Annotated in this window: 10 protein-coding genes and 1 pseudogene; 5 read left to right on the top strand and 6 right to left on the bottom strand. The window is 31.7% G+C overall.

Features of this window, described 5'->3' with window-relative positions:
• Nucleotides 1-686 precede the first annotated feature (686 nt).
• Together CD111_RS09610 and CD111_RS09605 are read left to right on the top strand one after the other, a co-directional pair.
• Nucleotides 687-3,350 (top strand): annotated as a pseudogene (locus CD111_RS09610) (GW dipeptide domain-containing protein); the annotation flags it as partial.
• 162 nt (nucleotides 3,351-3,512) lie between these two features.
• A complete protein-coding gene (locus CD111_RS09605) occupies nucleotides 3,513-4,511 on the top strand; it encodes an acyltransferase family protein (protein ID WP_095088791.1) in 999 nt (332 codons plus the stop codon).
• A gap of 218 nt (nucleotides 4,512-4,729) precedes the next feature.
• Here CD111_RS09605 and CD111_RS09600 read toward each other — a convergent pair whose 3' ends face one another.
• Complete coding sequence (locus CD111_RS09600) at nucleotides 4,730-5,266, bottom strand: hypothetical protein (RefSeq protein WP_095088793.1); 537 nt, start codon at nucleotides 5,264-5,266, stop codon at nucleotides 4,730-4,732.
• A 127-nt stretch (nucleotides 5,267-5,393) separates the two neighbouring features.
• Here CD111_RS09600 and CD111_RS09595 point away from each other — a divergent pair, with 127 nt between their 5' ends.
• Together CD111_RS09595 and CD111_RS09590 are read left to right on the top strand one after the other, a co-directional pair.
• Entirely contained in the window at nucleotides 5,394-6,551 is a 1,158-nt protein-coding gene (locus CD111_RS09595) for an aminotransferase class I/II-fold pyridoxal phosphate-dependent enzyme (protein ID WP_095088795.1), read from the top strand.
• A gap of 14 nt (nucleotides 6,552-6,565) precedes the next feature.
• Nucleotides 6,566-8,164 (top strand): M20/M25/M40 family metallo-hydrolase, encoded by a 1,599-nt coding sequence (locus tag CD111_RS09590; RefSeq protein ID WP_095088797.1) that lies wholly within the window; start codon nucleotides 6,566-6,568, stop codon nucleotides 8,162-8,164.
• A 212-nt stretch (nucleotides 8,165-8,376) separates the two neighbouring features.
• On the opposite strand, the gene menB is transcribed toward CD111_RS09590, so the two are convergent.
• Genes menB through CD111_RS09570 form a run of 4 tightly spaced genes read right to left on the bottom strand, consistent with a single transcriptional unit; the run spans nucleotide 8,377 to nucleotide 13,007 of the window.
• Nucleotides 8,377-9,198 (bottom strand): 1,4-dihydroxy-2-naphthoyl-CoA synthase, encoded by an 822-nt coding sequence (menB, locus tag CD111_RS09585; protein WP_188350591.1) that lies wholly within the window; start codon nucleotides 9,196-9,198, stop codon nucleotides 8,377-8,379.
• The gene (gene menH / locus CD111_RS09580) at nucleotides 9,171-9,992 is read right to left on the bottom strand and encodes a 2-succinyl-6-hydroxy-2,4-cyclohexadiene-1-carboxylate synthase (protein WP_095088801.1); all 822 of its coding nucleotides are present in this window, start codon (nucleotides 9,990-9,992) and stop codon (nucleotides 9,171-9,173) included. The genes menB and menH overlap by 28 nt, the downstream gene beginning before the upstream one ends.
• Entirely contained in the window at nucleotides 9,973-11,652 is a 1,680-nt protein-coding gene (gene menD / locus CD111_RS09575) for a 2-succinyl-5-enolpyruvyl-6-hydroxy-3-cyclohexene-1-carboxylic-acid synthase (RefSeq protein ID WP_095088803.1), read from the bottom strand. The genes menH and menD overlap by 20 nt, the downstream gene beginning before the upstream one ends.
• Nucleotides 11,653-11,654: 2 nt before the next feature.
• Nucleotides 11,655-13,007, bottom strand: a complete 1,353-nt coding sequence (locus tag CD111_RS09570; RefSeq protein ID WP_095088805.1) for an isochorismate synthase — start codon at nucleotides 13,005-13,007, stop codon at nucleotides 11,655-11,657.
• Between the two features lie 187 nt (nucleotides 13,008-13,194).
• On the opposite strand from CD111_RS09570, the gene CD111_RS09565 reads away from it, so the two are divergent.
• The gene (locus CD111_RS09565; protein ID WP_095088807.1) at nucleotides 13,195-14,133 is read left to right on the top strand and encodes a 1,4-dihydroxy-2-naphthoate polyprenyltransferase; all 939 of its coding nucleotides are present in this window, start codon (nucleotides 13,195-13,197) and stop codon (nucleotides 14,131-14,133) included.
• A 116-nt stretch (nucleotides 14,134-14,249) separates the two neighbouring features.
• On the opposite strand, the gene CD111_RS09560 is transcribed toward CD111_RS09565, so the two are convergent.
• Nucleotides 14,250-14,682: Cna B-type domain-containing protein (locus CD111_RS09560; protein ID WP_142380951.1), on the bottom strand; the 433-nt coding region annotated here is incomplete at its 5' end.

The raw sequence follows: 14,682 nt of genomic DNA, 5'->3' as shown, positions 1-14,682 counted from the left end.
AACAAATTCAAAATGAGAAAAAAGAATTACAGAATCAATCATTAAATATAACTGGTAGTAAAGAATATAAAGATCCTTCAATTGTAGATGTTCAACAACCAGCTTCTGATGAGATTGCTGATAACGTAGATAACACTACTAATACTACTGACAACAAAGATATTGCTGTCAATGACAATCAAGACGTTCAACAACCTACTTCTGATGTGAACGTTGATAACGTAGATAACACTACTAAGACTGAAGACAACAAAGATGTTGTTAGTCAAGACAGTCAAGACGTTCAACAACCTACTTCTGATGTGATTGCTGATAACGTAGATAACACTACTAAGACTGAAGACAACAAAGATGTTGTTAGTCAAGACAGTCAAGACGTTCAACAACCTACTTCTGATGTAGACGCAGATAACACTGTTAAAAACGATGACAACAATGACGTTCCTGTCAATGATGATCAAGACGTTAAGCAACCTGCTTCTGATGTGGACGCAGATAACACTGTTAAAAACGATGACAACAATGACGATCAAGACGTTAAACAACCTGCTTCTGATGTGAACGTTGATAACGTAGATAACGCTACTAATGCTGATGACAACAAAGATGTTGCTAATCAAGACAATCAAGACGTTAAGCAACCTACTTCTGATGTGAATGCTGATGATAATGTAGTATCGTCTGAAAGCACAACTACAGCTAGAAGATTAGTGTCTACACCTAAGCGAAAAATGATTTCAGCGGCACCAAGAGCCTATAAAGCAGCTGTTTCATCAACTATAAATAATCAAATTCGTAACAATAACTATACTGTTCCTAAATATGTAGAAGATTTTTCAAGTCATATTCCAAAAATTCCTTACCGAAATGGTGTTGGTAAGCCTGAAGGGATTATTGCACATGAAACTGCAAATCCAAATTCTACTATTCAAGGCGAAATTGCTTATATGAAGAATAATTACGAAAGTGCATTTGTACATGCATTCGTAGATGATAAAAACATTATCGAAGTTGCGCCAACTGACTATTTAGCTTGGGGAGCTGGTGCTCAAGCAAACCCTAGATTCATTCATGTTGAATTAGTACGTGTCTACGGTGGGGATAGATTTGCTCGTTCTATTAACAATTACGCTGATTATTTAGCTACAAACCTTGTATATTACGGCTTACCACTTGATAGTGCTGAATACGATGGTAAAGGTACATTATGGTCACATGATGCTATTTCAAAATTCCTTGGAGGAACAAATCATAGTGATCCTTACGGTTGGTTTGCTGAAAACAACTATACTTTTGATGAACTAGTAGAATTAGTTGGTGAAAAATATTACAGCAAAACTAATAAAGTGACTACACCTACTAAGCCGGTTGTTACTAAACCTAAACCTGTCGTTACTAAACCTAAGCCAGTTGTTACTAAACCTAGTCCGACAACTAAACCAGTGACTAGTCCTATTACAACTAAAGTAGTCAATTATGTTGGAACTGTTAACGTCAATACAAACGGCGTTTATAGTACTGTTACTGACAAAGTTGCTAAATCTGCTGCCTCAAAAGCAGGAAAAACATTTAATATCGGTAAACAAGCGACTTTTAATAATCAAATTTTCTACTTATTACAAGATAATAAAGGTACGCCACTTGGTTGGGTTAAGTCTAATGACGTTAAATTACAATCTAATGCAAAACCTACTACTAAACCTGTAGTTAAACCTGCACCTAAGCCTGTTGCTAAACCTAAACCAGCAGTTAAACCTGCACCTAAACCTGTTGCTAAACCTAAGCCGGCAGCTAAACCTGCTACGAGTCCAATTACAACTCAAGCAGTTAAATATGTTGGAACAGTTAATAAAAACACACAAGGTATTTATAGCACCGTTACTGATAAGACAGCTAAATCTGCTGCTACTAAAGCTGGTAAAACATTTAATATCGGTAAACAAGCGACATATAATAAACAAGTTTTCTACTTATTACAAGATAACAAAGGCACACCACTTGGTTGGGTTAAGTCTAATGACGTTAAATTACAGACACCTGCTCAACCTAAAACCGTAAAAAATAGTGTTCCAAAAACAACAAATGTTAATTATGTAGGAACCGTTAATAAAAACATTTCTGGCGTATATACTTCTGTATATAACAACAAATCAGTTCCTGCCTTAGATAAAGCAGGAAAATCATATAAAATTGGAAAACAATCAACTTATAACAATCAAGTTTTCTATTTATTACAAGACAATCGTCAAGTGCCGCTTGGTTGGGTTAAAGCTCAAGATGTACAATTACAAACAGCTTCTAAACCAAAATCAATTAGCAAACCAACTACAACTAAACCTAAACAAACAACATCAGTTAAAGCTAATACTGTAAATTCAAAACCAGTTGCGATGACGGAAGCTTATCAAAACTATGTAATCTTTGATATAAACGGTTATTTCTATAGTAATCCAAGTGTATCTAAAAATAATTTATTAGGTTCTTTAAAAAATTATCAAAATGCGTACTTTAAAGTTACCTCATCTCAAAAAGTTGGAAATGAATTATGGTATAAAGGTATTTTAAATGGTAAAACAGTTTGGATTAACGCTAAACATTTACAAGTAGTAAATGAATCTACTAAAGTTACTAAAAGTCCTTATACTTTAGATCAAGCACTTGCTAAACAAATGGCATTAAAAAATGGTGCTGAACCTAAAAAAGTATTAACAAGTGGCGTCCGAAAAGCTACTAAAGCTGAAGTACGTGATGCAATGGATACGACTAAATATGTCAACGATCCAGTTCAAAAATATCAATTCTTAGATTTAAACAAATCTCAGAATATATCTGTTGATAAGCTAAATCAACTACTTCGAGGTAAAGGTATTTTAGAAAATCAAGGATCAGCATTTAGCCAAGCAGCAAAAGCAGTTGGAATTAATGAAATTTACTTAATTTCACATGCATTATTAGAATCAGGAAATGGTACTAGTAAATTAGCTAATGGTGGTGCAATTGATTCTAAAGGAAAAGTGGATTTAAAAGCTAAGACAAAATACTATAATATGTTTGGAATTGGCGCAGTAGATAATAACGCTTTATATGGTGGCATTAAATACGCACAACAAGCTGGATGGAACTCACCTGCAAAAGCAATATTAGGTGGTGCTCAGTTTATTTCAAAAAATTATATTAAAGCTGGACAAAATACACTTTATAAAATGAGATTCAATCCACAAAATCCAGGTGTCCATCAATATGCAACAGGCGTAGATTTTGCGAAATCTAACGCTATACGAATTAGTGATTTCTATACTCAAATTCAATCTGACGGACAATACTATGACATCGATCAATATAAATCGTAAGTTTTAAATTAAATTGATAACGAACCAATATCAAAAATTTGATATTGGTTCAATTTTTATTGCACAGTATTATTATGAATAATTAGTTGTACTTTGCCCATATTTAACTTATAATCTAGTTCGCGGGAATAAGTAGATTATAGATTTAGAGGAGCACATTTTATGACAAAAGAGAAAGAAAGAGACCATTATTTTGATAACGCTAGATTTTTCTTAATAGTATTAGTTGTGTTTGGTCATTTAACAAGATCATATGTTAATGAGAGTCATATTTTTAAAGCAATTTATATGTTTATTTATAGTTTTCATATGCCTGCTTTTGTACTTATATCCGGCTTTTTTGCGAAAGGTGTCGGAAGACCTGGTTACATAAAAAAAATTACCATAAAACTCTTAATTCCATATATCATATTCCAAGTATTTTATGGGTTATATTATTATTACATTGATCGTGATGATACATTAAATATAAGTCCATTTGATCCACAATGGGCAATGTGGTTTTTAGTCAGCTTATTCTCATGGCACATTATTTTGCATTTTGTGAGAAACTTCAATCCATATATGACATTTATAATATCCATTATAATAGGATTAGGTGTAGGCTATTTTGATTTTATAGATGAAAAGTTAAGTTTATCAAGAACATTTGTGTTCTTCCCTATCTTCTTATTAGGCTATTATATAAATAAAGAACAATCATTTATTTTAAGAAATAAAAAACATTTATGGATGTCTACTATATGTTTAACTGTGATATTTATAGCATATTACTTCACTGATTATAATTTTGAATGGTTATTCGGGAGTAAACCATACTCTGAATTAGATGGTGAAGCTGATATTTATAGTGCATTCAAACGACTGTTTATTTATGTCGTTATATTTGCATCAACATTGAGCTTTATGAACCTCATACCTGAAAGAAAGTTACCATTAACATATATAGGTTCACGTACAATGTTTATTTACTTATTACATGGTTTATTTGTTGGATTATTCCGTTCTAAAGAATGGGATACAATGCTTCTAAATCAACCTTACGTATGGGTAGCAGTCATTTTAATTACAATAGTAATCGTTTATTTCTTTAGTAGTGATATCGTCAAACATTATGCAAGTCCCATTGTTGACTTAAAAAAACCACCCAAAAAGAAATAAAATTTAATTAAATTTCAAAAAGAAAGAACCAATAACTTAAATGTTAGAGGTTCTTTCTTTCTTTTTTGTTTTGTTCTATGGCGCTTGTCTACTCCCACTTGGGCTTTACTTTTTTCTAAGTCGTTTGTGGGCTATATAAATTAGAAAAAGTAGAAATTCATATTCAAAATGAATTTCTACTTTTTAAATTTCCTCAGACATTTACTATTGTAAACTCTTTATCTTATTAAAGATTCGTAAGGAATCGTTCCGATATATTTATCATCACTATTTAATAAATATGCAGGAATTTGAACTTGCTTATGCGTAACAGGTGCTAGTTCGTGGTTCTGATTATGAAGTGTTTCTAATACCTCATAACATGCGCTTAGTAAATATGTTAAATAATCTACCCACTCTTGTGTATATGGTGTTTCAGCTTGAATGAATAAGATTGGATTTTCACATTTTTCTGATGGCTGCATGAAATCAGACACAAATTTTCTCTCATCAAATGATAAATCTGACTTTGGTTTAAATTTTATATGAAATTGCGAGTTTTTTATAAGTCGATTATCTTCTCCGAAATAATATCTATGAAAATGTTGTAATTGTTCTTCTGCTCTACAAACACGAATGGCATCTTCTTCAAATGTAACCATCCATTGTTCATTATTGTTTTGAACTAACACAAACGTCGGATGTGGTAACCAATCAAATATATTTAAAGATAATAACAATCTAAGATGTTGATTCATTTTAGTTAAATCTACCATGTATTCATCCCCTATTATTGTAATCTTCTCCTTATTGTAATACGTTTTCAAAATTTTTGCTATATTCATTTCTTTGTTATGTTTTTAAAGTTATAATGAAAATATCGTTTTGAAGAGGTGAAGTAAAATGCAATTACCATTAAATAAATTTGCGTCTCAACTTAAAGTATCTGGTATTAGAGCAATCTCAAACCGAATACCTGAAATTGATGATGTAATAAACTTAACTGTTGGACAACCTGATTTTCATGTTCCACAACGTGTTAAGGACGCCATGAAAGAAGCAATCGATCATAATTTTACGTCATATTCTCATAATGCTGGATTAATCCAATTAAGAGAAGTTGTTAAAACGTATTATGAAACACGTTTTAGTGCACATTTTAATACGAATGAAATTCTAATAACAAATGGTGCTAGCGAGGCATTAGATACGGCTTTACGCGGTATTATCGAACAAGGTGATGAAGTGTTGATTCCTTCACCTGTTTACGCTGGGTACGTACCTTTAATTGAGCTACTAGGTGCTACACCTGTTTATATAGATACTACCCATACTCATTTAAAAATAACACCCGAATTAATTAAAAAACATATCACATCAAAAACTAAAGCAATTTTATTAAATTATCCTAATAATCCAACAGGTATTATTTTAAATAAAGATGAGGTAACGGCAATTGTTGATGTATTAAAGGAATATCCTATTTTTATTATAAGTGATGAAATTTATGCTGAAAATACTTTCCAACAATCTCATACGTCATTTGCATCTTACGAATCCATTAAAGATCAATGTATATTATTGGGTGGTTTAAGTAAGTCGCATTCAATGACTGGACTCCGTATAGGATTCTTATTAGGTCCAGAATATCTTATGAAGCAACTTACATTTGTCCATGCTTATAACTGTATTTGCGCAAATGTTCCAAGTCAATATGCTGCGATTGAAGCGTTAACGCATTCGATTGATTCACCTAAAGAAATGAATAAAGCATATATCAAACGAAGAGATTATGTATATGAACGACTTATCAACATGGGCTTTATCATAGATGAAATGCCACAAGGTGCTTTTTATATTTTTCCAAAAATTTCGCAATTTGGTATAGATGATTATGAATTTTGTATGAAAGCATTAGAAGATTATCACGTTGCGATTGTACCAGGATCAGCATTTACACATTTAGGTAAAGGCTATATTCGAATATCATATGCTTATGATATTGAATCATTAGAGATAGGACTAAATAGATTAGAAAAAATGATACAAGAATTATTTTAAGGGGCTGAAAATTAATGACTTTATTATGGCAGACAGCAGAAGAAAAGGAAAATTTATTAAAATCATTAGTAAAACACGATTCAATAACACATTCAGAAGGTGAAAAAACTTTTCCCTATTTTCTAAAAGAGCAATACTTAAAGCTGAATTACTTTAAACAAAATGAAGAACAAGTCATGTTACAACCAACTGGGGATGGGCGTCATGCTGTTCTTGCTTATTATAAAGCACCTACATCAAAGAAAACTTTAGTTTGTATAAGTCACTTTGATACTGTAGGTATTGATGATTTTAGTGAATATTCATCTCATGCATTCGATATGGATGAAATCACAAAAATCTTCAGACAAGATGATAAATTCTTAACATCAGATGCGAAAGACGACATCAAGAATGGTGATTATCTATTTGGACGTGGTTCAATGGATATGAAACCAGGACTTATGATACATATGTCATTAATTGAGAAAGCTATACATGAATTATGGGACATCAACATAATTGTTATATCTGTACCTGATGAAGAGGTTGAATCGAAAGGTATGCACAAAGCTGTAGAGAAGCTGAACCAATTAAGACAAGAAGATCATTTAGATATCGTATTACATTTAAATAGTGAACCTACATTTTCACAAGCTGAAAATGATTCAAATCATTATATCTATTCTGGAACCATCGGTAAAATCATGCCCTCTGTTCTTTGTTATGGTAAAGAGACGCATGTTGGTCAACCAATGAATGGTATAAGTTCGAATTATATTCAAAGTTTTATTAATAAAGAGATGGAATATTCTAAGCTATTTAAAGAACATTACAAAGATGAAGTCACACCATTACCTGTATCTTTAATGAGTAGAGATATTAAACAGCATTATGATGTTCAAACACCATTTCGATCAATTGCGTTATATAACGTTTTCTTATTTAATAGAAATGCTAAACAAGTATTTACAATATTCAATGAAGTTGTACATAAAGCAGTTCATCAATGTGCTCATGCATATCAAGAAATCGTAAATGATGAAGGATTAAATAGAGAAATAAATATCAATGTTATGACTTATAATGAATTAAAAAATATGGCCATTGATGAATTTGGAGAAGATCATATAGATATGATTATTAAACAAATCATTGATCAAATTCCTGATAAAAGAGCCCAATCGATAGAAATCACTGACCGCTTCATGCAAATAATGAAAGGTTTAGGTCCAACAGTTGTGACTTTCTTTGCACCGCCTTATTATCCAGCTGCTCATTCATCAGAAGATCCATTTATAGACAACATTGTAAATACTGTTAGTAAAGTTTCTCTTAAACAGTTTAATAGAACTTCTAAAAGACAATATTTCTTTAACGGGATAAGTGATTTAAGTTATGCTAAATATAGACTAGATGATGATGGCTTTCAAAGTTACGTTGATCAAACGCCTGTATTTAATCATTCATACAAAATTCCTTTTGAAGATATCAAAGCGATCAGTGCACCTGTTATTAATATAGGACCTATCGGTAAAGACGCCCATCAAGTAACTGAACGTATTCATGTTAAAAGTGCATTCGAAGAAATACCATTTATTATCGAGCATGTAATTAAGAACCATTTATTATAAATATTATAATTTCGACTATATATAAGAACCCGGGACAAATTTGTTCCGGTTTTTTTATGTAATAAGAGCGCGCTAACGAATCTAGCAAAATAGAATAAAAAAAGCTAATCCAAAATATGTTGGATTAGCTTTCTTTATTTAAGAATGGGTATTTATATCCCATTCACCTGTTTGTGTATTGCGTTCATATTGACTAACACATGATATTTATATTATGGGAACTTTGGAAATTGATCAAAATCAGGCTGACGTTTTTCTTTAAACGCATCACGGCCTTCTTTTGCTTCATCTGAAGTATAATATAGTAATGTTGCATCTCCAGCAAACTGTTGTAAACCAGCTAATCCATCTGTATCAGCATTCATAGCTGCTTTTAAGAAGCGTAAAGCAGTTGGTGAATGTTGCATCATTTCTTTACACCATTGGACTGTCTCGTCTTCAATCTTATCTAATGGTACAACTGTATTTACTAAGCCCATATCAATTGCTTCTTGAGCATCATATTGACGGCATAAGAACCATATTTCACGAGCTTTCTTATGTCCAACTATTCTTGCTAAATAACCAGAACCATATCCAGCATCAAATGATCCTACTTTTGGTCCAGTTTGTCCAAATCTAGCATTTTCTGCAGCAATTGTAAGGTCACATACGATATGAAGTACGTGTCCACCACCGATAGCATAACCTCTAACCATTGCTACTACTGGTTTAGGTATAACACGAATTAGTCTTTGTAAATCTAATACATTCAATCTAGGTATTTGATCTTCACCAACGTATCCACCATGACCACGAACAGATTGATCTCCACCTGAACAGAATGCTAAATCACCTTCACCAGTTAATATAATTGATCCAACTCTTTGATCATCACGTGCTCTAGAGAATGCATCAATCATCTCTTGTACTGTTAATGGTGTAAATGCATTACGTACTTCAGGACGATTTATTGTTATTTTCGCAATACCTTCGAAAAATTCATACTTAATTTCTTTATACTCTTTTAAAGTTTCCCATTGTCTTGACATAATTTGCCTCCTAAAATGAAATCTATTATTATTGTATCAAACTTTTCAGGTTGTTCCACATGAATTGTATGACCTGCACGATTTACAATGTGAAATTCACTATTATTAATGTATTGTTTCATCTTCTGTCCAATATTAATGAATTTCTCATCATATTCACCAACTAAGATACAAGTTGGTATATTTAATTGGTGCAACGCTTTCCAATTTGATGGTTGATTACCCGTTCCATAATCTGTTAATGATTTGGCTAAACCCTCTGGAGATTGAGATAATCTCATTTGTTTAATTCTATTCTTCTCAACATCTGATAAAGATAACTGACTATCAAATAATGGCATTTTAGACCATTCGTCAACAAATGCTTCTATCCCTATCGATTTAATCTTTTCAGCTCTTATGTTATCTAATTCAATTCTATTTAATTTTTCATTTAGATTGCTTATACCTGGACTCGCACTCTCAAGTATTAGACCATTTAATTTGTTGGGGTATTCTACTGCGACACTAAGTGCTACTCGTCCACCCATTGAATAGCCATGTAAATATACATTACTTAATTTATAATAATCTATAATTTCTACAATTTCTTTAGATATATAAGCCATATCCCAAGTGACATCATGTGTAGAATGGTCTTTTCCATGACCTGGCAAATCAATCGTTATGACATTAATATTTTGTTTATAAATATTATCTATAATTAAATGGAATGTTGTATGATCACTTATAAAACCATGTAACAATATTACAGTTGGCTTATTGTGGTCAATATCATTAACGTAATGTGTTAACATATTGAATCCCTTTCATTTTTCCAAAAAGCGCTTGATGGGTTTCAGTATTTTCTTCACGATTTGTCATTATTTCATATAAGTATGAACCAAATTGTGGTAAGGTTTGGCGTTTATACTCTGCGACATCATTATATTTTTCATAACCTAATTCATATAAATGCGCTACATGTTGAAAATCTAAATCGAGTGGCGTTCCAAATAATTTTTCAAAGTGTTCTGGCGCTTCTTCTTTAGGTGATAAGTAATTAAATATGCCTCCACCATTATTATTTAAGCATATAATTGTAATATCTAAATCATGCAGTTTACTCATTATTAAGCCGTTCATATCATGGAAGAATGAAACATCTCCAATAAGTAGTGTGACTTTTTTATAAATAGCCATACCTAAAGCTGTAGAAACGACACCATCAATACCATTTGCACCTCTATTCGCTGCGATTTCTGCTTTAGAATTTAAATTAAATGTATCTACATCTCTAATTGGCATACTATTTCCCACAAATAGTGTGTCTTTAGATGTCATTTTTTTCAATAAACTCCCTACGACTGCACCTTCATCTGTTTCTTCTTCAATATATGCTTCAATATATTTTCTTGCTTCTTGGTCCATCGTCTTCCATTTGTCCAACCAATTTTTATTTTGGGTAGGTGTAACATCTTGAGCTTGTCTGAAGAAATCATTTGCGCTCATTTCAACTGATATTGTTGGTACTTTCGGATAAGCATCTGGTGTATCATTATTCTGAACTAATATTTGTGGACATTTAACTTCTTTCAACCAATTATTTAAATGTTTCGATACAACAGGTTGTCCAACTCTTATGATAAATTGAGGCTCAATACTAAGCCCACCTTTAAATAAAGCATCATATGTTGAAATAATATTATTATGGTTCAAACTTCTTAAATTACTTAACGGATCTGCCAAAATCGGTATATTATGAATAGCAGAATAAGTTAATATTTGTGATAAATCTTGTCCTTGTGTATCCCCAACAATTATGACGCCACGCGGCTTTTCTATATACGTTTGTATATTAGTAAAATCAATTGATTTTTGATATTTAGTTTCTGTTTTTCGCTTAGAAGATAAGAATCTTCTTAATTTAACATCAGGCATTAAAGGTTCTCTAAATGGAAAATTAAAATGCACCGGCCCTCTTTGAGGCCCATTAAAATGTTTCTCTGCTTTAATCATATTCATATTAATAGCATTAATAGTACCTTCTGTCTCATCTGCTAATGGCATATCAATTTGAAATTTAATGAAATTTTGGAACATGTTCACTTGATTTATTGCTTGTGGTGCACCAACATTTCTAAGTTCATGTGGTCTATCACTTGTCACAACGATAAGTGGTAATTTACTAATAAATGATTCCGAGACTGCAGGTGTATAATTTGAAGCAGCTGTACCTGAAGTACAAATAATAGCAACTGGCTTTTGACTAGCTTTGATTATACCCATAGCAAAAAATGCCGCACTTCTTTCATCCGGATGAATCCAAGTCTTTATATGTGGATGTCTCTCACATGCTATTGCTAAAGGTGTAGATCTAGATCCCGGACTAATCACTACATCATCAACACCATGTTCGTATAATTTAGAAACAAACGTAAAGACTTGTTTCGTTAAACTTTCTGTATGTGTATTCAAATCTACATCACTCCTAGTGCTTTTAACATTGGTTTAAATTTCAAATCTGTTTCTTCAAATTCAGAATCAGCATTAGAATCTTTTACTACGCCACATCCAGAATATAATGTTGCCATATTATCTTTCACTAACATTGATCTGATAGATACAACAAATTCACCATTATTATCTAAATCCATATAACCAATAGGGGCACCATAAAATCCTCTTGTACCAAATTCTTCATTCTCTATGAATTTAATTGCTTCTAATTTTGGAAATCCCCCTAATGCTGGCGTTGGATGTAGCTGATTCACAATTTCCAATACGTTTTCAGATAATAAGTCGGCTTGTATATTAGTATATAAATGATATAAATGGGTGTTCGTTAAAATTGTAGGTTTTTTTTCATAATTCAAGTTTTTAGTAAAAGATTGAATATCATGAATAATACTATCTACAACATATCTATGTTCAAACAAATTTTTTGAATCATTTAATAATGTTTCCTTTAATTTTTGGTTTTCTTGTTCATCATGTGTTCTTAAAATCGTGCCTGCAATAGCATTAGTGTAAAGTTTCCCATTGTCTATTTGACATAATTGTTCAGGTGTCTGAGATATAAATTGAGAGCTTCCTGATTCAAATAATATTAAATAACTAGATTCATTTATGTTTAATGATCTTTGCAATGCGTCTTCTATATCGATTTTATTTTTAAAAATAATATTTCTTCTTCTCGACAAAACTACTTTTTGAAGTGCGACAGAATCATTCATTAAATTAACAACTTTAGTTACCAAATCTTTCCATTCTTCACTTTGAATATCTTTATTTGACATGATTTCTTGTTCTTTCTCTTCCATAACTATCTTGTTCGATTCTAGTTGATTTAGAAATTCATCCATTTCGTTAATATCAAAATGCTTACTCTGTTCTGTATATGTTACATAACATGTATTATCTTCAATCGTAACTAAAAATTTTGGTAAAACAAAGTGGCTCATACCATAATCTTTCCATTCATTTGTTAATGCATGTTCAGAAAATTGGAAGCCTCCAAAAAATTTAAGATGGTGTTGCCCACCATGAAAGACACGTTTCTCTAGTTGTTCTTTGACATTTTGCCAATATTCATATGTCTCATCATATTTCAAATGTGAGTATCGTGCTTGTAGCACGTAACCAATCCCACACATTTCTAATTGATGATTCTTAGAATTGTAATAAAACCTTTGTCCTTCATATTTGATTTCTTTCTTTAATAAATGGATTAAATCCGGTTGATATTGAAGCTCAATTTCAACTGAAATATAACTTTTATCCCCATTGATTTCAGAAATCATTTTTTGCTTCAAATCCGTCCTCAAGGCCATTTCATTTCAACTTCTTTCCGATAAATATCTACCTAATCATTTTATCATTTTTTAACATAACATGCGTATATATTGAACTTTTATAAAAGATTATATGTGATAATATTACACAAATACAGAGATTGACCAATTGTACTCTAAAGCATATACTAATACTGACAAAAATATTAATATAAGAGGTATTTCAATGGCACAAAATTTATCAACGCATTCTGGATTAAAAAAATATTATCACCTTATGAGACCACACACCCTCACAGCATCATTTGTACCGGTTTTATTAGGCACGGCAGCTTCAAGAATTTTCTTGACGGGTTCTGAAGCCACAATCAAACTTACGGTTTTATTCGCTATGTTATTAGCAAGTATATTAATTCAAGCAGCTACTAACATGTTCAATGAATATTTTGACTATAAACGCGGATTAGACGATCATACGTCGGTTGGCATCGGGGGCGCCATCGTTAGAAATGGTATGTCTCCAAAGTCAGTTTATAATCTCGCAATAGCATTTTATATTATTGCACTGCTTCTTGGTATATACATTTGTATGATGAGCACTTGGTTACTTATACCGATTGGTTTAGTATGTATGGCAGTTGGTTACTTATATACTGGCGGTCCTTACCCTATCTCATGGACACCATTTGGCGAAATATTTGCCGGTTTCTTTATGGGATTTGTCATTGTAATGATTTCATTCTACATACAAACAGGTACAATCAGTTTCTTCCCAGCATTATTAAGTATCCCAGTATCTATAACAATTGGATTAATTAATTTAGCCAATAATATTAGAGACCGTGAAAAAGACAAACAAAGTGGAAGAAAGACGTTCGCTATACTTTTTGGTAAACGTATTTCATTAATGGTAATGGCAATACTCTATATATTCTCATATGTATTTGTCATTTACTTAGCTTTATTCAAATCATATGGATCGATATTCTGGTTACTTATTTTAATATCAATACCGTTCCCTATAAAAGCAGTACGTCGCTTCAATAAAAATGATACACCACAAACTATGATGCCTGCTATGGCAGCTACAGGTAAGACCAATACTATCTTTGGTTTATTACTCGCACTCGGTGTATATATTAGTGGTGTGTTAGCGGGTTTATAAAATATTGTACATTTAAAGTCGAATCTATTTAATCTAAAAACCACTCAATTCATTTGTTCAATGAATTGAGTGGTTTTAAATTTAATTAATATCTATAAAATATCACTATTTTACGGTTATCTCTTTCTTCTAATTAGAAAAATACCCGCTACTAATAATAAGATTGCAACCCAAGTAATCCAAGATTTAGCTATAGCTTCACCTGTTTGGGGTAAACCATTGCTACTATTATCTTTGTTCTGACCTTTATGTTCTGATTTATTTGTATCATTTGGCTTTGGTTTATTTAGATCATTTGAATTATTCGGTTCATTTGGCTTTGGTTTCTTAGGTGTTGGCTGATCATCTATTAATGTATTGATAATCATCATATTACCGATATTTCGATCATTTACAGTCACCTTATAATTTTGTTTCTTATTGTTTTCTCTGACTGAATAACTAATTGTTTTTCCTTTAGCTTTTTCTGCTAAGTCTGTCCACGTATGTGTCCAATTGTTACTTTCATTTAATGTAATTGTCTTTCCTGTTTCTTTGCCATCGGCTAAT

Origin of the sequence: Mammaliicoccus stepanovicii (genome assembly GCF_002902525.1) — a bacterium.
GTDB classification, from domain to species: domain Bacteria; phylum Bacillota; class Bacilli; order Staphylococcales; family Staphylococcaceae; genus Mammaliicoccus; species Mammaliicoccus stepanovicii.
The sequence above is the reverse complement of the archived record's forward strand: the minus strand, read 5'-3'. Positions and strand labels throughout refer to the sequence as shown.

What these genes read in the sequence shown, in the direction of transcription:
- CD111_RS09600 (WP_095088793.1), bottom strand. Translation starts at nt 5,266, where the DNA reads ATGGTAGATTTAACTAAAATGAATCAACATCTTAGATTGTTATTATCT.
- CD111_RS09605 (WP_095088791.1), top strand. Translation starts at nt 3,513, where the DNA reads ATGACAAAAGAGAAAGAAAGAGACCATTATTTTGATAACGCTAGATTT.
- CD111_RS09590 (WP_095088797.1), top strand. Translation starts at nt 6,566, where the DNA reads ATGACTTTATTATGGCAGACAGCAGAAGAAAAGGAAAATTTATTAAAA.
- CD111_RS09565 (WP_095088807.1), top strand. Translation starts at nt 13,195, where the DNA reads ATGGCACAAAATTTATCAACGCATTCTGGATTAAAAAAATATTATCAC.
- CD111_RS09595 (WP_095088795.1), top strand. Translation starts at nt 5,394, where the DNA reads ATGCAATTACCATTAAATAAATTTGCGTCTCAACTTAAAGTATCTGGT.
- CD111_RS09570 (WP_095088805.1), bottom strand. Translation starts at nt 13,007, where the DNA reads ATGGCCTTGAGGACGGATTTGAAGCAAAAAATGATTTCTGAAATCAAT.
- menH (WP_095088801.1), bottom strand. Translation starts at nt 9,992, where the DNA reads ATGTTAACACATTACGTTAATGATATTGACCACAATAAGCCAACTGTA.